Origin of the sequence: Curtobacterium sp. NPDC087080 (genome assembly GCF_044745105.1) — a bacterium.
In the GTDB taxonomy this organism is placed as follows: domain Bacteria; phylum Actinomycetota; class Actinomycetes; order Actinomycetales; family Microbacteriaceae; genus Curtobacterium.
The window spans coordinates 588,851-614,505 of record NZ_JBIUZP010000002.1 but is presented as its reverse complement, the minus strand read 5'-3'; the positions used below and the strand labels follow the sequence as shown (position 1 = coordinate 614,505).

General features: G+C 72.7%; 18 protein-coding genes and 1 tRNA gene. 8 read left to right on the top strand and 11 right to left on the bottom strand.

The features are described from left to right. Positions 1 to 147: 147 nt before the first annotated feature. The 4 genes from ACIPEQ_RS07070 to ACIPEQ_RS07055 all read right to left on the bottom strand — a co-directional run bounded on the left by ACIPEQ_RS07070 (position 148) and on the right by ACIPEQ_RS07055 (position 5,551). Positions 148 to 960, bottom strand: a complete 813-nt coding sequence (locus ACIPEQ_RS07070) for a carbon-nitrogen hydrolase family protein (protein ID WP_402714638.1) — start codon at positions 958 to 960, stop codon at positions 148 to 150. Positions 961 to 1,039: 79 nt separating this feature from the next. Further along, positions 1,040 to 1,116 (bottom strand) — tRNA-Met (locus ACIPEQ_RS07065). A gap of 63 nt (positions 1,117 to 1,179) precedes the next feature. Then, a complete protein-coding gene (locus tag ACIPEQ_RS07060) occupies positions 1,180 to 4,197 on the bottom strand; it encodes a UPF0182 family protein (RefSeq protein WP_402714637.1) in 3,018 nt (1,005 codons plus the stop codon). Between the two features lie 244 nt (positions 4,198 to 4,441). Further along, positions 4,442 to 5,551 (bottom strand): PDZ domain-containing protein, encoded by a 1,110-nt coding sequence (locus tag ACIPEQ_RS07055; RefSeq protein WP_402714636.1) that lies wholly within the window; start codon positions 5,549 to 5,551, stop codon positions 4,442 to 4,444. A gap of 126 nt (positions 5,552 to 5,677) precedes the next feature. Here ACIPEQ_RS07055 and ACIPEQ_RS07050 point away from each other — a divergent pair, with 126 nt between their 5' ends. Beyond that, positions 5,678 to 7,102, top strand: coding sequence for a zinc-dependent metalloprotease (locus ACIPEQ_RS07050; protein WP_402714635.1), 1,425 nt, complete (start codon positions 5,678 to 5,680; stop codon positions 7,100 to 7,102). 60 nt (positions 7,103 to 7,162) lie between these two features. Next, on the top strand, positions 7,163 to 8,020 hold the full coding sequence (locus ACIPEQ_RS07045) for a TOMM precursor leader peptide-binding protein (protein WP_402714634.1): 858 nt from the start codon (positions 7,163 to 7,165) through the stop codon (positions 8,018 to 8,020). On the opposite strand, the gene ACIPEQ_RS07040 is transcribed toward ACIPEQ_RS07045, so the two are convergent. After that, positions 7,911 to 9,665 (bottom strand): ATP-dependent helicase, encoded by a 1,755-nt coding sequence (locus ACIPEQ_RS07040; protein ID WP_402714633.1) that lies wholly within the window; start codon positions 9,663 to 9,665, stop codon positions 7,911 to 7,913. The genes ACIPEQ_RS07045 and ACIPEQ_RS07040 overlap by 110 nt on opposite strands. Further along, positions 9,662 to 10,597, bottom strand: coding sequence for an NAD(+) diphosphatase (gene nudC, locus ACIPEQ_RS07035; protein WP_402714632.1), 936 nt, complete (start codon positions 10,595 to 10,597; stop codon positions 9,662 to 9,664). The genes ACIPEQ_RS07040 and nudC overlap by 4 nt, the downstream gene beginning before the upstream one ends. Positions 10,598 to 10,716: 119 nt before the next feature. On the opposite strand from nudC, the gene ACIPEQ_RS07030 reads away from it, so the two are divergent. Continuing rightward, positions 10,717 to 11,715: a phosphotransferase gene (locus ACIPEQ_RS07030; protein ID WP_402714631.1), complete on the top strand. Its 999-nt coding sequence runs from the start codon at positions 10,717 to 10,719 to the stop codon at positions 11,713 to 11,715. Positions 11,716 to 11,821: 106 nt separating this feature from the next. Here the strand turns inward: ACIPEQ_RS07030 and ACIPEQ_RS07025 are convergent, their stop codons facing one another. Beyond that, the gene (locus tag ACIPEQ_RS07025; RefSeq protein WP_402714630.1) at positions 11,822 to 15,109 is read right to left on the bottom strand and encodes an ATP-dependent DNA helicase; all 3,288 of its coding nucleotides are present in this window, start codon (positions 15,107 to 15,109) and stop codon (positions 11,822 to 11,824) included. After that, positions 15,106 to 18,261, bottom strand: coding sequence for a PD-(D/E)XK nuclease family protein (locus tag ACIPEQ_RS07020; RefSeq protein ID WP_402714629.1), 3,156 nt, complete (start codon positions 18,259 to 18,261; stop codon positions 15,106 to 15,108). Before ACIPEQ_RS07020 ends, ACIPEQ_RS07025 begins: the two co-directional genes overlap by 4 nt. A 161-nt stretch (positions 18,262 to 18,422) precedes the next feature. Between ACIPEQ_RS07020 and ACIPEQ_RS07015 the strand changes: the two genes are divergently transcribed. Together ACIPEQ_RS07015 and ACIPEQ_RS07010 are read left to right on the top strand one after the other, a co-directional pair. Then, complete coding sequence (locus tag ACIPEQ_RS07015) at positions 18,423 to 18,647, top strand: DUF3107 domain-containing protein (RefSeq protein ID WP_066657860.1); 225 nt, start codon at positions 18,423 to 18,425, stop codon at positions 18,645 to 18,647. A gap of 1 nt (position 18,648) precedes the next feature. After that, a complete protein-coding gene (locus tag ACIPEQ_RS07010; RefSeq protein WP_402714628.1) occupies positions 18,649 to 18,936 on the top strand; it encodes a hypothetical protein in 288 nt (95 codons plus the stop codon). Positions 18,937 to 19,003: 67 nt separating this feature from the next. Here ACIPEQ_RS07010 and ACIPEQ_RS07005 read toward each other — a convergent pair whose 3' ends face one another. Further along, positions 19,004 to 19,720: a ferritin-like fold-containing protein gene (locus tag ACIPEQ_RS07005; RefSeq protein WP_402714627.1), complete on the bottom strand. Its 717-nt coding sequence runs from the start codon at positions 19,718 to 19,720 to the stop codon at positions 19,004 to 19,006. A 104-nt stretch (positions 19,721 to 19,824) separates the two neighbouring features. Here ACIPEQ_RS07005 and ACIPEQ_RS07000 point away from each other — a divergent pair, with 104 nt between their 5' ends. Beyond that, the gene (locus ACIPEQ_RS07000; protein WP_402714626.1) at positions 19,825 to 21,342 is read left to right on the top strand and encodes a DEAD/DEAH box helicase; all 1,518 of its coding nucleotides are present in this window, start codon (positions 19,825 to 19,827) and stop codon (positions 21,340 to 21,342) included. 172 nt (positions 21,343 to 21,514) lie between these two features. Here ACIPEQ_RS07000 and ACIPEQ_RS06995 read toward each other — a convergent pair whose 3' ends face one another. Continuing rightward, positions 21,515 to 22,396, bottom strand: coding sequence for a PHP domain-containing protein (locus tag ACIPEQ_RS06995; RefSeq protein WP_126891528.1), 882 nt, complete (start codon positions 22,394 to 22,396; stop codon positions 21,515 to 21,517). Positions 22,397 to 22,457: 61 nt separating this feature from the next. On the opposite strand from ACIPEQ_RS06995, the gene ACIPEQ_RS06990 reads away from it, so the two are divergent. Next, on the top strand, positions 22,458 to 23,942 hold the full coding sequence (locus ACIPEQ_RS06990; RefSeq protein ID WP_402714625.1) for an aminopeptidase P family protein: 1,485 nt from the start codon (positions 22,458 to 22,460) through the stop codon (positions 23,940 to 23,942). A gap of 9 nt (positions 23,943 to 23,951) precedes the next feature. Further along, positions 23,952 to 24,479 (top strand): GNAT family N-acetyltransferase, encoded by a 528-nt coding sequence (locus tag ACIPEQ_RS06985; protein WP_402714624.1) that lies wholly within the window; start codon positions 23,952 to 23,954, stop codon positions 24,477 to 24,479. A 72-nt stretch (positions 24,480 to 24,551) separates the two neighbouring features. On the opposite strand, the gene ACIPEQ_RS06980 is transcribed toward ACIPEQ_RS06985, so the two are convergent. Continuing rightward, positions 24,552 to 25,607 carry a general stress protein gene (locus tag ACIPEQ_RS06980; protein ID WP_402714623.1) on the bottom strand — a complete coding sequence of 352 codons (1,056 nt, stop codon included), beginning with the start codon at positions 25,605 to 25,607 and terminating at the stop codon, positions 24,552 to 24,554. Between the last annotated feature and the right edge of the window lie 48 nt (positions 25,608 to 25,655).

Genomic DNA, 25,655 nt, shown 5'->3' with positions numbered 1-25,655 from the left:
GCTGCCGCGAGCGGGCGGAACCGGCGATGCCTCCCGCACAGGGGCGGTCCTGTTCCGCCCGCTCGTGGACACTGACAAGCGCCCGAGGCACGTCGACGCCGAAGCCGACGTGCGAGGAACGGGCGCCGTTCGGACGCGCGAGGCGCCTCAGCGTGGGTGCACGTCGAAGCGACGGAGCGCGAGCGACGGGTTGACCGCTCGGACCTCCTCGGTGACGGCGGTGTCGATCGTCGCGACGATGGTCCCCACCCTCGCTCCGGCAGCGGCGACCGCGACCCCCGACGGGTCGATTACCACGGAGTCACCGATGCCGATCGGCCCGGTCTGACCGACGCCGACGACCCAGATCGTGTTCTCGATCGCACGGGCGGTCAGCAGGGTGCGCCAGTGGTGCTCCTTCCCCGGCCCGCGCACCCACTCGGCCGGCAGGACCACCACGTCCGCTGCGCCGACCTCCGGTGCTGCCAGTCGTCTGGTGACCTCCGGGAAGCGCAGGTCGTAGCAGGTCTCGAGCCCGACACGAAGGCCGCCGAGTTCGAAGACGGGCAGCTGGTCGGCGTCGCCGGACTCGATGCGGTCGGACTCCTTCGAGCCGAACGCGTCGTACAGGTGCACCTTCCGGTACGTCGCCGCGATCGACCCGTCGGGCAGCACGGCGACGAGGGTGTTCCGGAACCGCCCGCTCGTGTCTGCGGTCTCGGCGATGCCGACCACCAGCGCGAGCGAGTGCTGTCGCGCGATCTCCTGCAGTCCGCTGACGAAGGGCCCGTCGAGCGGCTCGGCTGCGGCGACGAAGCGCTCGTCGAGCTCGGCGCTGAAGTACGAGGTGTACTCGGGCGTCACGAGCAGGTCGGCACCGCGCTGCGCAGCCTCTTCAGCGGCGGTCCGGACGGTCCGGAGGTTCGCGACGGAGTCGTCGGTGGGAGCGAACTGCGCGGCAGCGACGGTCAGGGTAGCCATGGGGCGAGCGTAGCCGCGTGCGATGCCCGCACACGACGAAGGCCCCGGTCCGATCGGACCGGGGCCTTCTTGTGACGCTTGGTTGCGGGGGCAGGATTTGAACCTACGACCTCTGGGTTATGAGCCCAGCGAGCTACCGAACTGCTCCACCCCGCGGCACATCCAATAGCCTACACAGCCCCGTGGCGAGGCACAAATCGAGTGCCTCGCCACGGCGTGTCAGTTGCCGTTCTCGGCCGCGGTCGCGGCCTCGATGGCGTCCTGCAGGCGCTTGTCCGCCTCGGCCGCAGCAACCAGGTCGTTGTCGGCGTAGGCCCGCTGGCGGTCCTGGAGCGCGCTGCGCGCCTCGGCCAGCGCCTGCTCGAGCGCTTGGTTCCCCGAGCCGCTCGACGAGCCACCGGAACCACCGGACGTCGAGCCGGAGTCACCGGTCGAGCCGGACGATCCCGACCCCGAGTCCGACGAACCCGAACCCGACGAGCCCGACCCCGAGTCCGTCGAACCGGAGCCCGACGAACCGGACCCGGATGCGTCCGCAGCACCCTGGTCACCGGCGGCGGCACCGGAGTTGCCGTCGAACAGCTCGTTGAGCGCCTGGTCGAGCGTGTCCTCGAACGCGATCTTGTCGCCGAAGGCCACGAGCACCTTCTGCAGCAGCGGGTACGAGCCACTGGACGTCGACTGGACGTATACCGGCTGCACGTAGAGGAACCCGCCACCAACCGGGAGCGTCAGCAGGTTGCCCTGCTTCACGGTCGAGTTGCCGCGCTTCAGGATGTTCAGCTCCTGCGAGACGGTGGTGTCACCGTTGAAGAGGCTCTGCACCTGCGCCGGGCCCGGGATGTTGTCGGTCTTCGGCATCGTCAGCAGCGTGAGCTTGCCGTAGTTCGACGCCTTCTCCCCCTTGCCGGCGCCTCCCGCGTCGGAGTCGACCGCCAGGTACCCGGTCAGCACGTTGCGGTTGTTCGCTCCGGCCGACTGCTGCGGGATGTAGGTCGTGTAGAGCGAGTACGCGGTGTCCTGGCCCGGGACCTTCATCGTCAGGTAGTACGGGTCCTGCAGGTTGCCCTGCGACGGCGTGGTCCTGGTACCCAGCGCGTTCGTCGTCGTCTGCGAGACGGTGTCGGAGTTCGCCTCGGAGTCGTTCGTGCCCGTCGTGGTCTCCTGCGGCGTGTTCCACGCGTCGTCACCCGAGTAGAACGAGTTCGCGTTGGTCACGTGGTACGTGCCGAGGATGGCGCGCTGCACCTTGAACAGGTCGGTCGGGTAGCGCACGTGGTCGAGCAGTTCGGCGCTCATCTGCGACACCGACTGCGTGGTGCTGGGGAAGATCTTCTGCCACGTCTTGAGCACCGGGTCCTCGGTGTCCCACGCGTAGAGCGTCACCTTGCCCGTGTACGCGTCGACGGTCGCCTTGACCGAGTTCCGCATGTAGTTCACCTGGTCGGTGCTGAACGCCGACGAGTCGGTGCCCGCGACCGTGTCCGACAGGCTCTGGCTCTGCGAGTACGGGTACGCGTCGCTCGTCGTGTATCCGTCCACGATCCACTGGATGCGGTGGTCGACGATCGCCGGGTACGCGTCGCTGTCGAGCTTCAGGTACGGGGCGACCTTCTGCACGCGCTGGATCGGGTCGCGGTCGTACAGGATCTGCGAGTCACGGTTCACGGCGTTCGACAGCAGGATCTGCTCGGACTGGAACTTCGCCGCGTAGACGAGCCGGTTGAAGAACCCGCCGAGGCTCGGTCCGCCGTCGCCCTGGTACGTCGTCGTGGCGTTGCCGCCGTCGCTGTCGTCCGAGCCGGCCGGGTAGTCGAGCTCGATGTTCTTCGAACCCTCGGGCCCGCCCACGATCGAGTAGGGCGGCGAGGTCTCACCGAAGTAGACGCGCTCCTGGTAGTTGCCGAGCTTGCCGTTCGACGGGATGCCGGACTCGAGGAACACCGGCTTGCCGTCGCTCGCGCGCTGGTTGCCGTAGGCCGCGGTCACACCGAAGCCGTGCGTGTAGACGAACGTCCGGTTGTACTGGGTGTTCGCCTGCGAGCTGAGGCCGGCGAGGTCGATGTCGCGGACCGCGATCACGGTGTCCTCGGTCTGGCCGTCGATGTCGTAGCGGTCGACGTCGAGCTGGTCCGGGAACTGGTAGTACTGCCGGTACTGCTGCAGCTGGCTGAAGGTGTCCGAGACGATCTTCGGGTCGATCAGGCGGATGTTCGCCGTGGTCTGGGCGTCCTGCGCGAGCGCGCCGGAGCTCGCCTCGGTCGTCGCGTCGTAGTTCTGCTCCTCGACCCCGCTCACGCCGTAGGCGTCACGCGTGGCCTTGATGTTCCGCTCGATGTACGCGGACTCGTACGTGCGCTCCGACGGCTTCACCTGGATGCGCTGGATGATCCACGGGTAGACGCCGCCGATGACGATGGCCGCGACGAGCAGCAGCCCGGTGCCGACGATCGAGATGCGCCAGCGGCCGATGACGGCGGTGACGATGAACAGGACCGCGACGATCGCCGCGATGCCCGCCATGATCTCGCGACCCGGGATGACGGCGTTGACGTCGGTGTACTGCGCGCCCGTGATGAGCGGGTTGTCCTTCGTCAGCGCGGCGTACTGGTCGAGCCACAGGCTGACGGCCTGCAGGGCCACGTAGATCGCAGCGGTCACGGCGAGCTGGATGCGTGCCGCCTTGGAGATGCGGACCTCGCGCCCGCCGAAGCGCAGGGCGCCGTACAGGTAGGTCGCGGCCAGCGCGGCGATGCCGGCGATGAGCACGACTGCCGACGAGTACGCCACGATGGAGCGCCAGAACGGCAGCTCGAACACGTAGAACCCGATGTCGAGCCCGAACTGCGGGTCCGTCTTGCCGAAGGGCGTCCGGTTGAAGTACTCGAGCACCGTGCTCCAGCGGCCGGCCGTGGCCAGACCGGCGAACAGGCCGAGGACGACCGGGATGCCGATCATCACCGCGCGACGCAGCGGCTCGATGACCTGCTGGTAGCGGTCGAGCTGCGAGTTGAGCTTGGCGTACACCGGTCGGAACCGGAAGGCGAGCGCGATGCTCACGTAGACCGGGACGGCCATGCCCAGGAAGCCGGCCACGAACATGAGCGTGCCCGCGATCCAGCGGGTGGTGAGGACCTGCTGGAAGCCGAGCTGCGCGAACCACGCGTAGTCGGTGTACAGGCTCGCGAAGATGAAGAAGCCGATCACCAGTGCGGCCAGCACGATGATCGTGACCACGATCGGGACCCGCGGCGAACGCCGCCCTGCAGTGCCCGAGGTGGACGAGGTTGTCGTCACTTGATGTGCTCCAGACGTGTCGGACCGGCGGGCCCGGCACGGCGGGCCGTCAGTGCACCGATCCTATTGGTCCGCACCGACAGCGAAACTGTACGGGGACTCAGGAAGCCGAGCAGGGCCTCCAGGCCGGTCGGGAGGCACGGATCGCGTCGTGCCCGCACGACGCGGCACGCGCGTGGCCGGGTCAGGAACCGCAGCGCGCGAGTCCGGCGGTGCTCTTCCCCGATGCGATCGTCTGCAGGTCGGTGACGGCCTGGTCGAGCGTGGCGACCTTGTAGACGTCGAGACCGTCCGGGACGTGACCGACGACCTCGTCGCAGTTGCCGGCCGGCGCCAGGAACACGGTCGCGCCGGCGTCCTTCGCGCCGTAGAGCTTCTGCCGGATGCCACCGATCGGACCGACCTCACCGTCGGCGGTGATCGTGCCGGTGCCGGCGACGTGCTCGCCGCCGTTGAGCTCCCCCGGCGTCAGCTCGTCGATGATCCCGAGCGCGAACATCATGCCGGCGGACGGACCGCCGACGTCCTGCAGGGCGATCTTCACCTCGAAGGGGAAGTCGTACCGCTCGGTGACCCCGACGCCGAGGAGCGGGGTGCCCTGCTCCTCGCGCGGGGTGACCTCGACCTGCTCGCGCTGGCCGTCGCGCAGCAGCGTGACCGTCGCCGGCGACGAGGTGCCGTGCTCCGCGACCGCCTCGCGCAGCGAGCCGGCGTCGACGTTCTCGGTCAGCTGCTTCCCGTCGAAGGCCGTGATGACGTCGCCCTCGCGGATCGTCCCGTCGGCGGCGGAGCCGTCCTGCACCGTCCCGACCCGGAGCTCGGTCGGCAGGTCGTAGCCCTGGTGGAGGAGCGCCGCGGCGACGGCGGACTGCTGCGACGAGCGCATGTCGGCCTCGTCCTGCTGGTTCACCTGCTCGGTGGTGGTGCCCTCCGGGTAGACGGCGCTGGCGGGGATGACCGCCTCGGAGCGCGAGAACAGCGCGCGGATCACGCTCGTCCACGACGGACGGGTCGTGGCGTCGCCCTGGATGCCCACGGTGAGCATGTCGAGCGCGCCCGCCGTGGGGTAGGTCTGCGCGCCGTCGATCTGGATCAGTTCGACGTCCTTCGCGGCCTTGCCCTGGCCCTGCCGCTGGGTGCCGATCGTGTTGTAGACCGGGCCGGGCACCTCGATCAGGTACGGGCTCGGCAGGAAGCTCGCGAGGAGTCCGAGCACCACGGCACCGATGACGAACGCCCACCCGACGGTGCGAGCGCGGGACCGGCGGCGGGGCGCGGGAGCGAAGAGGGTCACGGACGTCCTTTGCGAGGTGTGGGCCGGCGGACGCGGCCCGGGTGTTCGCCCTCGGCGCAGCCGGATGGGCACTCCCGCGGGGCCGTCCCAGGTGCGGCTCCACGAGCGGGGATTAGCGTAGTGCGCATGCCTGATCAACCGCAGCCGGGGCCGGACGACGACTTCCAGGAGATGCTGCGCAAGCTGCTCTCCGGAGAGGGGCAGATCGACCCGTCGCAGCTCGCGGGCGCGGCCGGACTGCCGAACGACCCCGCCTTCGTGGCGAACCTGATGAGCCAGCTGCAGCGCGCGGCGCAGTCGGGCGGGGACGGCATCGACTTCTCGGTGGCGTCCGAGCGGGCGACCGCGATCGCGCGGGACGGCGGGCACCCGGTGGACCCGGCGACCGCCCAGGCGTCGGACCAGGCCTTCCAGGTCGCTGCGCTCTGGCTCGACGAGGCCACGACCGTGCCCGAGCTCACGGCCACGCCGAGCCTGTACACGCGCGAGCAGTGGGCGAAGGCGACGACGCCGGTGTGGGCACAGATCGCCGAACCGGTGGCGCTGAGCATCTCGAACGCCCTCACCGAGGCGATCGAGCAGCGCGCGCCGGAGCAGCTCAAGGCGATGCTCGGCGACGTCTCGAAGGCGATGCGCGGCGTCGGCGGTGCCCTGTTCGCCATCCAGCTCGGCCAGGTCGTCGGACAGCTGTCGAAGGAGGTCGTCTCCGGCGGTGACGTCGGTGTGCCGCTCCTCGACGAGCAGGTCGCGGCGCTGGTGCCGCAGAACGTCGCCGAGTTCGCCGAGGGCCTCGACGTCCCCGAGGACGAGGTCCGGATCTACCTGGCCGTCCGCGAGCTCGCGCACGCCCGGCTCTTCCGGTCGGCCCGTTGGCTCCGGCTGCACATCATCTCGTCGATCACCGACTACGCCCGCGGGATCCACATCCCGTTCGACCGGGTCGAGGAACTCGCGTCGGAGATCGACCCGACCGACCAGGAGCAGCTCCGCGACGCACTCGCGTCCGGTGCGCTCATCCCGCCGCGGACGCCCGAACAGGAGGCAGCGCTCGGTCGGCTCGAGACGATGCTCGCGCTCGTCGAGGGCTGGGTCGACACCGTCACCGCAGCGGCGACCACGCGACTGCCGAAGTCCGACGCGATCGCCGAGATGGTGCGCCGTCGCCGTGCCGCAGGGGGTCCGGCGGAGTCCGCCTTCGCCACGCTCGTCGGTCTCGAGCTGCGTCCCCGTCGACTGCGCGAGGCCGCCGCGCTCTGGCAGCGGGTCACCGAGGAGCTCGGCGCCGAGCAGCGCGACGCCCTCTGGTCGCACTTCGACGCCGTGCCGACGTCGGAGGACGTGGACGACCCGGACGCCTTCGTGCTGCGGCTCCGGAACCCCGGCCGCTCGGCCGAGGACGACGCGTTCGACAAGGCACTCGAGGACCTCCTCAACGACGCCTCGGGGGACCGCCCGCGCGAGGACGAGAGCGGTGGCATCGAGGACGAGGGCGACGGCACCCCGGACGGCGGGGCTGCGGGCGACGACTCCCCCGGTTCCGGACCCCGCTAGTTCTCCACAGATCGTGACGGCCGGCCCCCGCGGGGCCGGCCGTTCCGCCAGCGTGGGGGCATGGGCATCCGCATCGACCCCGCGCTCGAGTTCGTCTGGCGTGACCCGGGCACCGTCCAGCTCGGCGTCGACCCACCGCGCGCCGTCGTCCCCGTACCGACCGTCGCCGAGGAGCGCTTCCTCTGCGCGCTCCGACGCGAGACCAGCCGCGACGCCCTGACCGCCCTCGCCGCCACGACCGGGTGCCGGCCCGAGGTGGCGGCCCGCGTGCTCGGGGATGCCTCCCCCGCCGTCCTCGACGTCCTGCCCGAGCCGCTCGCCCGGGTCGAGGTCCACGGGGCCGGGGTCCTCGCGGACACCGTCGCCGACATGCTCTCGGGCGAGGGCGTGACCGTCGCCCGGACGGTCGCACCCCGTGGTGGCCCGGTCGTGCTGCCGGATCCGCCGCCGGTGCTCGCGGTGGTCGTCGCCGACCACGTCGTCGACCCGGCGCTGCGGTCGGCGTGGGCGCGCCGTGGGACCCCCCACCTGCCGCTCGTGGTCGGCGACGGGCGGGTCCGGCTCGGGCCGGTGGTCGTCCCGGGCGACGGACCCTGCCTGCAGTGCGTCGAGTACGCCCGTGTGGACGAGGACCCGGCGTGGCCGACGCTGGCCGCGCAGGTGTGGGGCCGACCGGCGGCCCCGCTGTCGCCCTGGAGGCTCGCCGCGGTCGCGTCGGCGACCGTGCGGATGCTCGTGCAGCGCCTGCCCCTGAGGACCCAGCAACCGGGGACCGACCAGGTCGTGTTCGACCGGGACGACCTGACGGTCAGCCTGCTGCCGGTGGCACCGCACCCTCGGTGTGCCTGTCGAGCGCTGCCAGGAACCGACTCGGCGCCCGGGCGCCCCCACGCGTGGAGCCCTGCCGTGACCACGTGACCGTGATCGAGCGGCGCGCACGGGTCAGCCCGACGTAGAACAGCCGGCGTTCCTCGTCGACCTCGACGTCGGTCGTGGCGTGCGAGATGGGCAGCAGCCCCTCGGCAGCGCCGACGACCACGACGTGCGGCCACTCGAGGCCCTTCGACGAGTGCAGCGTGGCGAGGGTGACGGCGTCGAGCTCCGGCTCGTGGTGGGTCGCCGCACGGTCGACCAGGTCCTTCGTGAACTCCTGCATGGTCGTGCCGGCGGGCGCAGCCTCGGCCAGGCCCATGATCGCCTGCAGTGCCTCCCACTGGTCGCGGACCGCGCCGGTGCCGTCCGGCGGCGTCGGTGTCCAGCCGCTCAGCTGCAGCACGAGTCCGACCCGGCGGGTCAGCTCGTCGTCGGTCTGCCGCACGGCCTCGCCGCGCATGTGGTGCACCGCGAGCTTCACCTCGGGCCGGTCGAAGAACCGCGTGCCGCCCTGCACCCGGTACGGGATGCCGGCACGGCCGAGGGCGGACTCGAGCGCGGCGGACTGCGCCCCGACGCGGTACAGCACGGCGCAGTCGCCGAACGCCGCTCCCGCCGCCGCGAGCTCGCCGATGCGACGAGCGACGGTCTGTGCTTCGTCGCCGTCGTGCACGCAGGGCAGCACCTCGGGTTCCGGGCCTCGTTCGGCGGACTGCGCCACGAGGTCGAGGGCGCCGGGTCGGCCGCGCATCAGGGTGTTCGCCGCGTGCACGACCTCCGGCGTCGACCGGTAGTTCCGTTCGAGCCGCAGGACGGACCCGCGCGGGAACTCCGACCCGAAGCCGAGCAGGTACCGGCTCGACGCGCCCGCGAACGAGTAGATCGTCTGGCTGGCGTCGCCGACCACGCACACGTCGTCACGGCCGCCGAGCCACGCCCGGAGCAGGTCGTGCTGCACGGGCGAGACGTCCTGGTACTCGTCCACGACGAAGAACCGGTACTGCTGCCGGACGTACGAGGCCACCCGTGGCTCCGACTCGACCATGCCGAGCGTCGCGAGCAGCACGTCCTCGAAGTCGAGCTGCCGGCGGTCGTCCTTGAGCTGCTCGTACGCCTTCATGAGGTCGACCACGCGCCGGGCCGGGGTGTCGCGCGGCATCACCCGGTCGGCCGCCGCGGCCTCGTACTCGTCGTAGGTGAGCATCTGCACCTTGCGCCACTCGACCTCGGCGGCGAGGTCCCGGAGCACCGGGGTGTCGACGTGGATCCCGACGGTGTCCGCCGCGTGGGCGATCACCCGTCCCTTCGACTCGACGATCCGCGGAGCGTGTCCGCCGACGGTGTCCGGCCAGAAGTAGCTGAGCTGCGCCATGGCCGCGGCGTGGAAGGTGCGTGCCTGGACCGTCCCGGCGCCGAGCGCACGCAGCCGTGACCGGAGCTCCCCGGCCGCACGCGTGGTGAAGGTCAGCGCGAGGACGTGGTTCGGCGAGTACGTGCCGGTCGCCACCCCGTAGGCGATGCGGTGGGTGATGGCCCGGGTCTTGCCGGTCCCCGCACCGGCGAGCACGGCGACGGGCCCGAGCAGCGTCCGGGCGACGGTCTGCTGCTCGGCGTCGAGCGCCGCGAGCAGTTCGTCCGGCGACGGTGGGCGCACCGGTGGGGCACCGGTCGTCGCGTGCGGGTCGGTCACGGCACGTCCAGCGGCCCGCCGTACCACTCCTCGATGATCGCGCGGGCGATCGACGTGCGGCCGGGCAGCAGCAGGGTGTCGCCGGCACGCTCGCGGACCTCGTCGCGCGAGAACCACCGGACGTCGAGGATCTCCACGCCGTCGGGGCGCGCGGTCGAGGGGTCGCCGTCCACGGCCCGGGCGCGGAAGCCGAGCATCAGCGAGGCGGGGAACGGCCAGGGCTGCGAGCCGAGGTACTCGGGCTCCTCGACGCGGACGCCGGACTCCTCCCAGACCTCGCGGCGGACGGCGTCCTCCAGCGACTCGCCCGGCTCGACGAAGCCGGCGAGCAGCGAGTAGCGGTCGGCGTCCCACGCGGCGTTCGACCCGAGCAGGATGCGGTCGTCGGCGTCGGTGACCCCGACGATGATCGCTGCGTCGGTGCGCGGGAAGAGCTCGTGGCCCTCGGGATCGCGGCGGACCCACCCACCGCTGACGACCTCGGACCGGGAGCCGGTGCGCGGCGAGAACCCGTGCACGGCGTGCCAGTTCGCCATCGCGACGGCCTCGACGGCGAGGCCCTGGTCGCGGGCGGAGAGCTCGGTGCCGAACATGCGGAGGCTCGCCCAGGCCTCGTCGTCCGGCTCGATCGCCGCGGCGGCGGACGCGTCGAGCAGGGCTGCGACGAAGCGGGTGCCCGCAGGAGCGTCCGGAGCGTCGCTGACCGCTCGGCCGAGGTAGAGCGTCACCGCGTCCTCGGGGACCGCGTCGGCGCCGACGAACCGGAGCGCCCCGGCGGCGTCACGGAGCAGGTCGGCACCGCGGACGGGCAACCACCGCGTCTCCGGGTCGGCGCGCAGGACGCGGTCGAGGTCCGGGGTCGTCCGGAACTCCGCGTCGCGGTCGAGTTCGTTGCGGGAGAGCGGGAGTCTGGCGGCGAACTCGACGGTCACGGCGGGGTGCTCCTCGTTCGGGACGGGCTTCTCGGCAGGACCCTGTGGACGGTGCCCGGGCTTGCACAGGCCAGCGTGGCGTGCGCTCCGGCACCGGACGCGGACCTACCCTGAGGGGCATGGCGGGATCCCAGTTCACTCTAGCCGCGTTGGCGACCACGGCCGTTCCCGGTCTGGTCCTGACCGGCACGCAGACCCTCGGCTCGGCCGCCTCCGGAGACTACGAGTCGGCGGTCCTGCGCGGTGCGGACGGCACGCTCAGCGCGATCCGTCGACCGCGCAACCAGCGGGCCGAGGCCCGGCAGTCCGCCGACCTCGTCGCGATCCGCGCCCTCAGCGCCGGCATCCGTTCGCGACTGCCGTTCGCCGTCGCCGAGTACCGCGGTCAGGCGCCGATCGGCTCGACACGGGCCATCGTGACGACCTACGTCCCCGGCACCCACCCGACGCTGCGCGACCTCAGCGAACGTCCCGAGCTCGCGACCGCCGTCGGCCGCGCGGTCGCCGCCGTGCACCAGCTCCCGACGAGCTTCGTGACCGACGCGGGCCTGCCGTCGCTCACCCCGTTCGAGGTCCTGCGCTCGGCCGTCTCCGTGATGGACCGCGCGGTCGCCACGAAGCTGGTGCCCGCCGCCCTGGTCGAGCGGTGGGAGGGCGCCGCGCGCGACCAGCAGCTCTGGCAGTTCACGCCCACCGTCGTGCACGGTGCGCTCGGCACCGGGGTCGTCCTGGTGGACGGCGACGCGGTCACCGGTGTCCTCGACTGGGGTGAGCTCCGGCTCGGCGACCCCGCGAAGGACCTCGCCTGGGTGCTGGCCGGTCGTCGTGAGGCCTTCGACACCGTCCTCAGCGCGTACGAGGCGAACGGCGGCGGCCGCGACCGTCAGCTCGCCCAGCGTGCCCGGGTGTACCACGAGCTCGAGACCGCGCAGTGGCTGCTGCACGGCGTCCAGGCGAAGAGCACCGAGGTGGTCGACGACGCGGTCGCGATGATGCACCGTCTCGTCGACGCGGTGCAGACGCCGAGCGCGGCGCCGCTGCAGTCGGTCTCCCCCGAGACGATGGAGATCGGCGAGGTCGAGCAGTTCCTGTCGTCGACCGAGCGTCGACACGGCTGACCTGACCGGTCTCCGGTCCGAGGCGACCACACGCCGGACGGGAGGCTCGGCGCGACCCCGCCCCGCGCCTCCCGTCCGACTCGGTGTCCGTGCCGACGTCGTCGCGTCAGCCGAGCGCGTCCTGCCAGGCGCGCTCGAGGCCCGGGCGGTCCAGCAGTGCCGTGGGCCGGACCTCGAGGTCGTCCGCGACGAAGTAGAAGACCGCGTCGACCTCGTCGACCGGTCGCCCGGTGAACTCGGCGTACGCCACGCGGTACAGCGCGAGCTGCAGCTGCCGTGCAGCCAGGTCGTCCGCTCCGGTGGGCGCCTTGCCGGTCTTCCAGTCGACCACCTCGGCACGCCCGTCGATCTCGTACACGGCATCGAGCTTGCAGACGACGCTGTGCCCGAGGAAGGGGATGTGGATCTCGCGTTCGACCTCGACCGGGGTCAGGTCCGCCCAGCGTGACCGGGCGAACGTCGCCTGGAACGCCGACAGTCGACGCGCGTCGTCGTCGGTGACCGCAGCGTCCGTCGAGGCGTCGACGGCCTCGTCGGCGTCGAGGTCGCGTTCGTCGTCCCACAGGTCGAGGGTCTCGAGCGAGCCACCACTGCGCGCACGCTGCTCGACCCACTGGTGGAAGAGCGTGCCGAGCCTGGTCGCGCGGTACGGCCGTTCCGGCATCGGCCGACGCAGGCGCTCGGCGACCGCGTCCGGCTTCCCGACGTAGTCCTTGAAGCCGGACGCCGGTACTCGGTGCGGGATCGCGACACGGTGCCGTGCCGACCGCGCAGCCTGCCGCTCGGCGAGCAGCAGGTCGATGTCCGCCGCGAAGCGTCCGGCGGCGCCCGGGTTCGCGTTCCGCACCCGGTCGGCGGCGGCGAGCACCCGGGCGCCCCGCTGCCCGAACGGCACGTGCGGCCACGTCTGGGTCGCGCCGTCCCCGCCGAGCGGGTTCTCCTCGTGCGCGGTGCCCTCGGGGACGGCCTCCGCGGCGACGACCCCGGCCTCGACCAGGTCGTGGAGGTACCGGCTCGGGGCGGTCGGCTTGACCCCGCCGGCCCACGACGACCCGGACACGAGCAGGTCGTGCCGAGCCCGCGTCAGCGCCACGTAGGTCAGCCGACGCTCCTCGTCCTCGTTGCGGGCCTTCACCTGCTCCTTGTAGGCCTCGATCGCGTCGACGACGCCCTTCTGGTCCTCGTGGCCCCGCCAGTCGAGCCGAGGGAGCTCCTCGGCGTCCCCGCGGAACTCGTACGGCAGCCGGCCGAAGCCGAGCCATCCGGAGGAGCCCTCCTGCGGCCGGGCGGGCAGCGCGCCCTCGACGAGCCGCGGCACGGCGACCGCGTCCCACTCCAGCCCCTTCGACCCGTGGATCGTCAGGATCTGCACGGTGCCGGCCTCGGGCTCCTCGGACCGCGGGCCCATGTCGTCGCGGCGGGCGGCTGCGTCGATCCAGCCGAGGAACGCCCCGAGGTCGGCGCGGTCGTCGGTCGTCACGAAGCCGGCGAGCTCGTCGACGAACGCGTCGAGGAACGCAGCACTGCCCTGTTCGTGCGCGGCGACCTCGACGTCGAGCCGCATCTCCTGCACCACCAGCGTGACGAAGTCGACGAGGTCCCCGGCGGCGCGGGACCGGAGCGCTGCGAGCTGCTGCCCGAGGTCGCGCATCCGCTGCCGGCCGGCGGGACTGATCCCCGCGAGGGCACCGTGGTCGTCCGGGGCACTCGCGACGAAGTCGAGGGCGTCGACGATCGACCCGTGCTCCCCGGCTGCGACCGATGCTCGGAAGGCCGCCGTCAGCTCGTCGTCGAGGCGCTGCTGGGTGTGGTCGCGACGGAACAGCCAGCGGGCGAGCTCGTGCAGTGCAGCGATGTCCGCGGCACCGACGCGCCACCGTGCACCGGCGAGCAGTCGGATGAGGTCGTTGCCCGCCGCCGGGTCGTGCAGCACCCGGAGACACGCCACCAGGTCGACGATCTCGGGGCGTTGCAGGAGGCCGCCGGTGCCCAGCACGTGGAACGGCACCCGGTGGGCGCCGAGCGCGGCGGTGAAGGCCGCCAGGTCCTTCCGCGAGCGCAGCAGCAGGGCCATCGAGCCCTCCGGCGATGCGCTCCGGCGCTCCGCGAACCAGCGGGCGACGGCGTCCGCCTCCTCCGGCAGGGTCTCCGGGAAGACGGCGGTCACGGTGCCGCGGTCAGCGCCCGGCCGCGGCGCGAGTCGTTCCACCGCCACCTCGGACGCAGCCGAGAGCGGGTCGACGACCGCGTTCGCGCCGGCGAGCACGTCGACGGGGTTGCGCCAGCTGGTGGACAGCGCGAAGGTGACCGGTGCCTCGGCCGGACCCGGGCCTCCCGACCGGTCGCCGAAGTCGCGCGGGAAGCGCGCCAGGTTCGCCGCACTCGCACCGCGGAAGCCGTAGATCGACTGGTGCGGGTCACCCACCGCCATCACCGGGTGCCCCCGGAAGAGCCGGGCGAGGAACCGCGTCTGCACGACCGAGGTGTCCTGGTACTCGTCGAGGAGCACCACGCGGAACCGGCTCCGCAGGTCCTCGACCACGCGCGGGGCCGACTCGGCGGCGGCGAGCGCGAGGGCGATCTGGTCGGAGAACTCGACGAAGCCGCGGTCGACCTTCTGTCGACGGAACTCCTCGACCAGGTCGACCAGCGGCTCCAGCGCCCCGATCGCCGACACCGCGTCGGTCACCGCCTTGTAGGGGTTGCCCCTGGTGTTGCCCGGCAGCTCGAGCAGGGCGCCGAAGTCGATCGCGAACCGCCGCAGGTCGGTCGGGTCGACGAGGTGCTCGGACACCGCTCCGGCCAGCGACACGACGGCGGCGGTCACGGTGTCGACGTCGCGGTCGAGGCCGGCGAGCCGGTCGTCCCGCGCGCCGACGACCACGCGCCGGGCGAGCTGCCACGCGGACGGCTCGGTCAGCACCTGCGACTCGCCGTCGCGACCGACCAGCAGGGCGTTCTCGCGGAACACGGCGTTGGCGAAGGCGTTGTAGGTCGACACGGTCGGTGCCTCGAAGGCGTCACCGGCAGTGAGGAGCCCGACGTCCTCGAGCGCACGGATCCGGTCGTTGATGCGCACGGAGAGCTCGCCGGCGGCCTTGCGGGTGAACGTCAGGCCGAGCACCTCGGCCGGGCGCACGAACCCGTTCGCGAGCAACCACACCACACGCGAGGCCATCGTCTCGGTCTTGCCGCTGCCGGCCCCGGCGACGACGAGGGCGGGTGCGAGCGGCGACTCGATGACCGCGCGCTGCTGGTCGGTCGGACGAGGACGGCCGAGGGCGTCGGCGATCGCGTCGGCGTCGTGGGCAGCGGTGGACACGTCCGCGACGACGCGGGCCTCGGGGTCGGTGTGCGCCCTGGTCTCGGTCTGGGTGTCGGTCTCGGTCGTCACCAGGTCACCTCTCCCACCACGTGGATGCGGCACTCGACGCCGGTGCGGGCACGGTCGCAGTGGTCGTCGACGTTCGCCAGGAACGTCCGTCCGGCCATCCCCCTCGCGACCCCGTGCAGTCGCGCACGGTAGGCCTCGCGGGCCTCGTCGTCGAACGCGTGCTGCGTGCGTTCCGAGAAGGCCCGTCCGGAACGGGGGTTCTGCACGAAGACGAGTCGGGCGTCGGCCATCGGGGCACCGGCCGGGACACCCTCGACCGCGCCGTCCTCGACCGCGAGCTGGTACGCGCCGAGCTGCGGGTGCTCGGGCATGTCGTTCTTCTCGCTCGGCATCGACCGCCCGGTCTTCAGGTCGACGACGCTGACCCGGCCGTCCGGGTCGACCTCGATCCGGTCGATGCTGCCGCGCATGCGCGCCGGCCCGGTGACGAGCGCGAACGAGGTCTCCGCGCCGAGCAGCCGTCGTCCGGCGCTCGCGAACGTCCGCAGGTAGTCGCTGAGCCCCTCGATCATGCGGCGGGTCCGCGCCCGTTCGCGGTCCGCGACCCACGGCGACTCGAAGGTCAGTTCGTCCCACCGCCCCTCGACGTGGTCCCACAGCGACTCGACGTCGACCGCGGTAGCCTGCTCCATCGCCTCGTGCACGATCGTCCCGATGCCCATCGCCGGGCTCGGCGCGCTGCCACCGAAGGTCTGCACGAACCAGTGCACCGGGCACTCCTCGAAGGTGCCGATGCGCGAGGGCGACACCGCCACCGTCGGGGCGACCGGCTCGCCGTCCTCGTGCTCGGGCGTCGGCGGGGCGTCCAGGTCGACCAGCGGGTCCTCGGTCGTCGGCTCGGCGGTCCCGTACCACTCGTCCGGCGACGCACCGGCGACCCCGGCCTCGGCGAGCCGCGCGAGGGCCGAGGCCGCCTCGTGGTCGCCCGAGGTCACCACACGGCGGCGCAGTGACCCGGCCATGCCCCGGAGCGACAGCGGGTGCACGGTCGGTTGCCAACCCGGCGGCACCGGGACGAGCCGGACGAAGGGCGACGGTGCCTCGTCGTCGTTGGCGACCGTGCCGATGACGACCTGGGTCGTGGCTCGGGAGACGGCGCGGGCGAACAACCGGAGCTCGTCCGCGATCACCGCCGCCCGGTCGTCGACGGACCGGTCGTCGATGCCGGCAGCAGCACGGACCAGCCCGTCCGGGTCGAGCAGGCTCCCGCGCACCCGGGTGTTCGGCCAGACGCCGTCCTGCAGCCCGAGCACGACGACCACGTCGCACTCGAGCCCGATGGTGGCCGACGGGGTGAGCACCCGCACGCGGCCCGCTGTCCGGTCGGGGCCGATGGAGTCCTCGGGCAGGTCGGCGCCGAGCAGGTCGTCGACGAACACCCGCGCGGGCGCGTCCGGCGTGCGCTCGACGAAGCGCTTCGCCGCGGTGAAGAGCCCGACGACGGCGTCGAGGTGCCGGTCGGCTTCGGCAGCGCCGACCCCGCCTGCCGCCGACTGTCCGCCCCACGTCGTCGCCAGACCGCTGCGTTCCCACAGGCCCCAGAGGATCTCCTCGATGCTCGCGTCGGCGGTGGCGTCCGCCCGTGCCTGGACGAGGCTGCGCGCGAGCCGGGTCGCGCGACGGGCGAACCCGGCGTCGACGGTCGCGAGCCGTTCGGGTGCGCCGAGGGCGTCCACGAGCAGCTCGTCGGCGGCGCGGGTGCCGCCGCCCGCGAGCTCCTCGCGGCGCAGGGCGAGCCGGAGCCGTCGCATCGCCAGGGTGTCGAGCCCTCCGAGGGGTCCGGTCGCGAAGGACGTGGCGAGGTCGGCGTCGAGCGGGACCACCCCGAGCGCGACCGCGGCGGCGTCGAGCAGCGCCCGGGCGGCGCTGTCGTCCCGCGGACGGACGGGAGCGGCGCCCGCCGTCGCGGGGACCTCGGCGACGGACAGCGCCCGGACGAGCTCGGGGATCGCCGCTCCGCTGCGGGTGACGACGGCCATCCGGTGCCACGGCACGCCGTCCAGCAGCCGGTGCTCGCGGAGCCGTCGGGCGACCGCGACGACGAGCGCCGACCGGCTGCCCGCCTCGAGGTGCAGCACGGCGTCGCTGCGGGCGTCGGTCGTCGACGCCACGGCGGTCCGCTGCCGTCCGGCCGCGGCGGCGCCGATCCGTGCGGTCACCGCTCCGACGAGCGCCCGGACCGGTGCTGCGTGCCGGTGCACCGTGCCGAGCACGACCTCGTCGACGCGGTCGACCCCGAGCCGGACGGCCAGGCGTCCGAGCACGTCAGGCTCGGCACCACGGAACGCCGAGGCCGCGATGTCCGGGTCACCGAACGCCACGACCTGCACGCCGGAACGCGCGAGTGCGCCGAGCAGGGCGATCTCGCCCTCGACGAGTTCCTGGGTGTCGTCCACGACGACCAGCCGGAGCGCCGCGACGCTCGCCGGGACCTCCTGTCGCAGGACCGCGGCCGTCGCGAAGGCCACCAGCTCCGCCGAGTCGAGGCTGCTGCCGCGGAAGGCCGTCACCGACGCGCGGTACTCGTCCACGAAGTCGCCGACCGCGCGCCACTCGGGGCGTCCGCGCTCGTCGGCGAGCTCGCGCATGTCGTCGGGCTCCACACCGGCGGCCACGGCCCGCATCATCACGTCGCGGAGCGCGGTGCGGAACCCTGCACGCTCCCGGACGACGGCGGTGATCGGGGCCGGCCACGCGGGACCGCCGCTGTCGATCTCGTGCCCGTCGAGCAGGTCGGCGATGATGCGGTCCTGCTCACCACCGGTCAGCAGCGTCGGCGCTTCCTGCCCCTGCAGCGCAGCTGCGTGTGCGACGACCTGGAAGGCGAGGGAGTTGACGGTCCGGGCGAGCGCCCCCGGGACGACCCGGTCGACAGCGGCCGCCAGACGGTCGCGGAGCGCGGTCGCCGCCGTCCGGGCGGAGGTCAGCGCGAGCACCGTCGCGTGGCCGTCGGGCGAGATCCCGTCCGGACGGGCGAGCCGCTCGGCGACGAGCCGCGTGAGCGTGGTGGTCTTGCCGGTGCCCGGTGCGCCGATCACGGCGGCGTGCCGGGCGTCGGGCAGCGTCAGGACGGCGTCCTGCGCGGGGTCGGCGACGAGCGCACGGGCGACCCCGACGTCCTCGGGGAGGGTCGTCAGCGTGGTCCTGGGCACGCGGACACGGTACCGACCACGGCCGACAGCAGCGGCCGACCCACCGCGACCGGAGCCGCGTGTGCCCCGGCGCGGTGCACGGAACACACCGCCGCCACCGCTGCGGTGCGCCCCGGGCGAACGCCCGGTGTCGGCGGGGGCCGCTCGGATACGCTGTGCTCGTGGACATCAAGATCGGCATCATCAACAGCCCGCGCGAGATCGCCTTCGAGACCGCCCAGAGCGCCGAGGAGATCGAGCAGGCCGTGGCAGCAGCCCTCGAGTCGCAGTCGACCCACCTCTCCCTCAAGGACGAGAAGGGCCGCCGGTTCATCGTGCCGGTCGCCTCGCTCGCCTACGTCGAGGTCGGCGCAGAGGAGTCGCGCCGCATCGGCTTCGTCGCCTGACGTGGAGCTGCTCTTCGCCGTGCTCGGCGGCCTCATCGCCGGGGCCGTCGCGCACGTCGTCGTGCCGTGGCGCTCGACGCGCGGTGCACTGCTCGGCCCGGCGGTCGGCGGCGTCGTCGCCGCCGTCGTGTGGGAGGCCCTGACCTGGGCCGGGTGGCCGTACGACGGCGGCTGGATCTGGGTGCTCGCCCTGGTCGGCGCCGGCGTCGTCGCCGTCGTCACCGAATGGGTCCTGGGTCGTCGCCGCACCGCTGCGGACGAGGACTTCTTCGAGCGGGCCCGCGCCTGACCGCACCGGTCCTGCACGGACGAGCCTGACCGCACCCCGGGGGCCGGCCCGACCGGACCGCCGCCCCTCAGGCGGTCAGCCCGAGCGCGTCCATCCGCCGTGTGTGTGCCGCGATGAGCTCCGTCCACACCGGCTCGAGCTTCTCCTGGTCCTCGCGCGCGTGGACCGCCAGCGCGGACCGTGCCACGAGCAAGGTGTCCCCGACGAGTCGGCGGCCCCACATGGCCAGCCGTGACCCGACGCGCGGGTCCTGCTCGATGTGCACGGACAGCTCCTGCACGACCGCGGGCTCCTCGCGCGCGTCGAAGACCGTGCGCAGTCGCTGTCGGACGTCGAGCGGCAGCGAACGGAGCAGGCTGCCGAACAGGTCGTTGAGGATGCCCGCCGTCACGTACCCGGTGAGCATCGACTCGTACCAGTCGGCGCCACTGGTGCGCAGCAGGAAGCGGTCGATCGCCTCGCGGTGCGGCTCCATGAGCTCCGCCGGCGCCCACCCGCCCCGTTCGATCTCGGCGACGATCGTCCGGTGCCGCTCGAGCGCGGTCGTCGCGAGCACACCCGTCACGAGACGTCCGGACATCGTCGGTGCCGCGACCCCGGCACGCCCCATCGTCTCGTAGAGCGAGAGCTGCAGGTAGGCGGCCTGCCCCAGGTACACGTCGAGCTCGGGGCTCACGTCGTCCAGCTGCAGGCGCTCCACGGGCGAGGCGTTCCGCGGGTTGCGCGACGCCAACCACGCGGCGGCGAGCTGCGCAGCGCGCTTCCGGTTCCACCACGACACCATGCCCCGAGCATACGGGGAACGGGCGCCGCTCCCGCCCGGCGGGCGCTGCCGTCGCCGGCCGTCGGTAGACTGGCCGGGACTCCCACCAGGACCAAGGTGATCCATTGACTTTCGCAGACCTCTCCATCGAGCAGGACATCGTCGACGCGCTCGCGACGAAGGGCATCAGCGAGCCCTTCCCGATCCAGCAGCAGACGATCCCGCTCGCCCTCACCGGCCAGGACATCATCGGCCAGGCCAAGACCGGTACCGGCAAGACCTTCGGCTTCGGCCTCCCGCTGATCCAGCGCCTCGGCGCAGACCCCGAACACGGCGTCAAGGCGCTCGTCGTCGTCCCCACGCGTGAACTCGCCGTGCAGGTGACCGAGGACCTCGAGGTCGCCACGTCGAACCGCTCGACCACGATCGTCTCCATCTACGGCGGCAAGGCGTACGAGGGCCAGATCGAGCAGCTCAAGGCCGGCGCGCAGATCGTCGTCGGGACCCCCGGTCGCCTCATCGACCTGCAGCGCCAGCGCCTCCTCGACCTGTCGAAGGTGCAGGAGGTGGTGCTCGACGAGGCCGACCGCATGCTCGACCTCGGCTTCCTGTCGGACATCGAGCGCATCTTCCAGGCGGTCCCCGCGGTGCGGCACACGATGCTGTTCTCGGCGACGATGCCCGCGCCGATCGTCGCGCTGGCACGGCGCTTCATGACCCGTCCGGTGCACATCCGCGCGACGGACCCCGACGAGGGCCTGACGCAGGCGAACATCAAGCACGTCATCTACCGTGCGCACTCGCTCGACAAGGACGAGGTCATCGCCCGCATCCTCCAGGCCGAGGGTCGCGGCAAGACCGTCATCTTCACCCGCACGAAGCGCGCGGCGGCGAAGCTGGTCGAGGAGCTGAAGGACCGCGGCTTCAACGCCGCAGCCGTCCACGGCGACCTCAACCAGGAGCAGCGCGAGCGCGCGATGGCGGCGTTCAAGGCGGGCAAGCGCGACGTGCTCATCGCGACCGACGTCGCCGCCCGCGGCATCGACGTGGACGACGTCACGCACGTTATCAACCACACGATCCCGGACGACCCCGACACGTACCTGCACCGCGCCGGCCGCACCGGTCGCGCCGGCAAGACGGGCATCGCGGTCACGTTCGTCGACTGGGACGACCTGCACAAGTGGACGCTCATCGACAAGGCCCTCGAGTTCGGCATCCCCGAGCCAGTCGAGACCTACTCGTCGTCGCCGCACCTGTTCGCCGACCTCGACATCCCCGCGGGGACGAAGGGCCGCCTGCCCGGAGCGTCCGCGCACGCGGCCGAGGCCGGCTCCGCCCCGCAGCGCACCGAGCGCGGCGCGCGCAGCGGTGACCGGCAGGGCGGCGAGCGCAGCGGCTCGCGTTCGCGGTCCCGCACCCGGACCCGTCCTGGAGGCTCGCAGCAGTCCGACGCGTCGGCCCCCGCCGAGCAGACAACCGGCACCGACACGGAGCCGTCGACCGACGCGCAGCCCGCAACCGAGGGCACCTCGACCGACGGCGCCGCCAAGCGCCGCCGTCGTCGTCGCCGTCGCAGCGGCGGCAGCGGCTCCGCCGAGGCGACCGCCTCGGCTCCGCAGGGGTCGTCGGACGGCGAGTAGCGCCTCCAGACCAGAGGGCCCGTCGCTGACGCGACGGGCCCTCCGGCGTCCGCGCGCACGCGCCGGCATGCCGCGCCCGAGTCTCGGGCCCAGCGACGTTGCTCGCGCCCCGGAACGCGAGGAACGTCGCTCGGACTGAGGCTCGGCCAGGTCGGACCGAGCGGGACGGGCCTCAGGCCAGGCGGGAACCCGCGCCGTGGACCGGGGCGCTGCCGGTGGCCTGGTCGACGATGGTGTCGAAGGAGCGCCGCGCAGTGCGGTGCTCGCCGAAGCGGTTCGGCTTGCCGGTGCCGTGGTAGTCGCTCGAGCCGGTGACGAACAGGTCGTAGCGGCCCGCCCAGTCGAGCAGCGTGCGCTTGCCGTGGGCGAGGTTCTCGCGGTGGTCGACCTCGAGGCCGCCGAGGCCGGCGTCGACCAGCTCGCGGAGCATCGGCTCGTCGATCACGATCCCGCGCGAGGACGCAGCCGGGTGCGCGATCACGGGGACGCCGCCGGCACCGCGGATGAGTTCGACCCCGCGGAGGGGCGTCGGTGCCTCGTGCGGCTCGTAGTAGCCGGACGCGGGGTGCAGGATCCCGCGGAAGGCTGCGCTGCGGTCCGGCTCGAGCCCGCGGGCGACCAGGGCGTCGGCGATGTGCGGACGGCCGATCGTGGCGCCGTCGCGCGCCTGGGCGAGGACGTCCTCCCACGTGATCGGGTGGTCGCGGCCGATGCGCTCGACCATGCGCCGTGCCCGCGAGTACCGGCCGTCGCGGATCCGGCTGGTCTCCGCGACCAGGGCGTCGTCGGTCGGGTCGACCAGGTAGCCGAGCACGTGCACGCTGCGGTGGCCGACGCGCGTGCTCAGTTCGAGTCCGGGGAGGAGCGACATCGGGCGGTCGCGGACGGCGGCGATCGCTTCGTCCCACCCCGCCGTGGTGTCGTGGTCCGTCAGGGCGACGCCGTCGAGGCCGGCAGCGGCGGCTGCGGCGACGAGGTCTGCCGGCCGCTCGGTGCCGTCGGACACGCTCGAGTGGGCGTGCAGGTCGATGAACGGATCGGGCACGTCCACCATGCTACCGACAGGTGAACAGCCGCTCAGGCCGGAGGGTCAGCTCGGTGCGATGATGGGTGACATGGCCGACACCACTCCCCGCGCGACGAGCAACCGTTCCACCACCCCCGGGTCCTCGACCTTCAAGGACCACATCGCGTCGCAGTGGGCGGACCGTGCGCGGCCGGTCCCCGAGCCCCGCGAGCAGTCGGCCTTCGCGGCCGAGCGCCGCGCCCGCATCTCGGAGCTGCACCCCGGGCGCACGATCGTGGTGCCCGCCGGGCAGGCGAAGGTGCGCTCGAACGACTGCGACTACCCCTTCCGCCCGCACTCGACCTTCGCGCACCTGACCGGCTGGGGCACCGACACGGTTGTCGGCTCCGTGCTCGTGATGACGCCGAACGGGTCCGGGCACGACGCCACGCTGTACTTCCGTGCCACGGCCGGCCGCGACTCCGAGGAGTTCTACGCGAACCCCGAGATCGGCGAGTTCTGGGTCGGCCCCCGCCCCTCGCTCGACGAGGTCGCGGCCGACCTCGGGCTCGCGACGGCCGACCTCGGCGCCTTCGCCGAGGTCGCGGACGGCCTCGACGCGTCGGTCCTGCTCGTCCGCGACGCCGACACCGAGCTCACGCGCGCGATCGACACCCGCCTCGGCACCACGGTCGGTGGAGCGGACGCGGTGGACGAGACCCCCGCGACCGAGGACGTGCTCTCCCGCGACCTGTCCGAGCTCCGGCTCGTGAAGGACGCCTACGAGGTCAACGAGCTCCGGAAGGCCGTCGAGGCCACGAAGTCCGGTTTCGACGACGTCATCGCCGACTTCGACGCCGTCCTGGCACACCCCCGTGGCGAGCGCATCGTCGAGGGCACCTTCAACCGCCGTGCACGAGCGGACGGCAACACGGTCGGCTACGACACCATCGCCGCGTCCGGGCACCACGCCTGCATCCTGCACTGGACCCGCAACGACGGCGCCGTGCAGCCGGGCGACCTCATCCTGATCGACGCCGGGGTCGAGGTCGACTCGTTCTACACCGCCGACATCACCCGGACGCTCCCCGTGTCGGGCACCTTCACCGACGTGCAGCGCATGGTCTACGAGGCCGTGCTCGAGGCAGCCGACGCCGCATTCGCGATCGTGAAGCCGGGCATCACCTTCCGCGAGGTGCACGCCACCGCGATGGAGGTCATCGCGAAGAAGACCGCCGAGTGGGGCTTCCTGCCGGGCACCGCCGAGGAGTCGCTCCAGCCGGACAACCAGTTCCACCGCCGCTACATGGTGCACGGGACGAGCCACCACCTCGGGCTCGACGTGCACGACTGCGCCAAGGCCCGTCGCGAGATGTACATCGACGGCATCGTGCAGCCCGGCATGGTGTTCACGATCGAGCCCGGCCTGTACTTCCAGCAGGACGACCTGACCGTGCCCGAGGAGTTCCGCGGCATCGGCGTCCGCATCGAGGACGACGTCCTGGTCACCGAGGACGGCGCCGAGAACCTGTCCGTCGGCATCCCGCGGACCCCCTCGGAAGTGGAGGGGTGGATCGCCCGCACCGGCCGCTAGCCTGAGGACGTGACGACGACGCCCGAGGCCTCCCCCAGCACGACCACAACCCAGCCGGACAGCCGGACGGGCGCCGACGTGCCGCGCGGACTCGTGATCGACGTCGAGCACTTCGACTCCCCCGACGCGCAGCGGCTCCGTGCCGCGCAGCGACTGGAGATCGACCGGGCCTACGGCGGGGACACCGAACCGGGCGAGAAGCCTACGGCGGACTCGATCGCCGTGTTCTTCCTCGCCCGTGACGAGGACGGCACGCCCCTCGGCTGCGGCGGCCTGCGCCTGGTGCAGGACGGCATCGCCGAGGTGAAGCGGATGTACGTGCGACCGGAGTCCCGCGGGGCCGGGGTGTCGAGCGCGATCCTCCGTCGCCTCGAGGAGGCCGCGATCGACCTGGGTTCCCCGGCGCTCGTGCTCGAGACCGGCGACGAGCAGAAGCGGGCCATCGGGTTCTACGAGCGCGAGGGCTTCCGTCGGATCGCCCAGTTCGGGCCGTACGTCGGCGCGGCGCGATCGATCTGCTACTCGAAGGTGCTCTGAACGATCCACCCTTACACAGGAAGCCCGCGTCGACGATCGTCGACGCGGGCTTCCTGTGTGATCGGGGGTTCGTCAGCCGCGCTCGCCGTCGCGACGGTCCTCGGGCGCCGAGCCGGGGCGCTGGTCGGCACCGTCGGGACGCTGGTCGGTGCCGCCGACGCGCTCCCCGTACTGCGGGGGCTGGTCCGGCCGTGACTGCGGGACGCGGGGGTCCGCCGGCGGCGCGGGCTGCTGCGCCGTCTGCGGGGTCTCGCCGTAGCGCGGGCCGTCGTTCGTGCCGTAGCGCGGGCCGTCGTTCGTGCTGGGCCGCGGAGCGTCGTGCGAACCGTTCCGCGGGCCGTCGTTCCGCTGACCGTCGTCCGCGCCGTAGCGCGGACCGTCGTTCGTCCCGTAGCGCGGACCGTCGTTCGTCCCGTACCGCGGACCGTCCCCGGGGTGGGACGCGCCCGCCTGCGGACCGCCGGCCGACGGGCCCGACTGCTGCGGGCCTCCCGGCCGGGGCTGCTGGTGCGGTGTCGCGTGGCCGCCGTAGGGCGATCCCTGCTGCGGGCCCGGACGCCACGGCTCCTGCCCCTGGAAGGGGCGGGCCTGCGAACCGGGCGCTCCCGGCTGCGGTGCGTCGTTCCAGTGAGTGGACGGCGTCGCACCGTGCTGCCCGAGGATCCGCTGCGCCTGGCCCGTGAGCTGCGGGTCGACGACGATCTGGTAGTTCGTGGCGAGCACCTGGTGCACGCTCGTGAAGTCGCGCTGCCGCTTCGTGATCGCGAAGGACACGATGCCGTAGAGCATGCCGAACGCGGCACCGATGATCGCGGCCGCGATGATCAGGCCGCCGGCGGTCGGCGAGAACAGCGTCAGCACGATGCCGAAGAAGATGCCGAGCCACAGGCCGGAGAGCGCGCCCGCGATCGCCGCACGGCCGTACGTCATCTTGCCGGTGACCCGCTCGACGGTCTTGAGGTCGTTGCCGACGATCGCGATCTTCGCGACGGGGAAGTCCGCCTCGGCGAGCTTCGCGACGACGCGCTGGGCGTCGGGGTAGCTGTCGTAGGTGCCGAGGACGTCCCCGCGCGGCAGCGTCGGGAAGGCCTGGGCGGTGCGTCCGGCGAACGGGCTCTGGTTGCTCACCCAGCCATCATCCACCGGGCACCTTGCGATCGCACGTGCGCCTCCCGG

Coding starts and splice junctions, on each gene's coding strand:
- ACIPEQ_RS07070 (WP_402714638.1), bottom strand. CDS start 960: ATGGCTACCCTGACCGTCGCTGCCGCGCAGTTCGCTCCCACCGACGAC.
- ACIPEQ_RS07050 (WP_402714635.1), top strand. CDS start 5,678: ATGCCTGATCAACCGCAGCCGGGGCCGGACGACGACTTCCAGGAGATG.
- ACIPEQ_RS07045 (WP_402714634.1), top strand. CDS start 7,163: ATGGGCATCCGCATCGACCCCGCGCTCGAGTTCGTCTGGCGTGACCCG.
- ACIPEQ_RS07030 (WP_402714631.1), top strand. CDS start 10,717: ATGGCGGGATCCCAGTTCACTCTAGCCGCGTTGGCGACCACGGCCGTT.
- ACIPEQ_RS07005 (WP_402714627.1), bottom strand. CDS start 19,720: ATGGTGTCGTGGTGGAACCGGAAGCGCGCTGCGCAGCTCGCCGCCGCG.
- ACIPEQ_RS06995 (WP_126891528.1), bottom strand. CDS start 22,396: ATGGTGGACGTGCCCGATCCGTTCATCGACCTGCACGCCCACTCGAGC.
- ACIPEQ_RS06990 (WP_402714625.1), top strand. CDS start 22,458: ATGGCCGACACCACTCCCCGCGCGACGAGCAACCGTTCCACCACCCCC.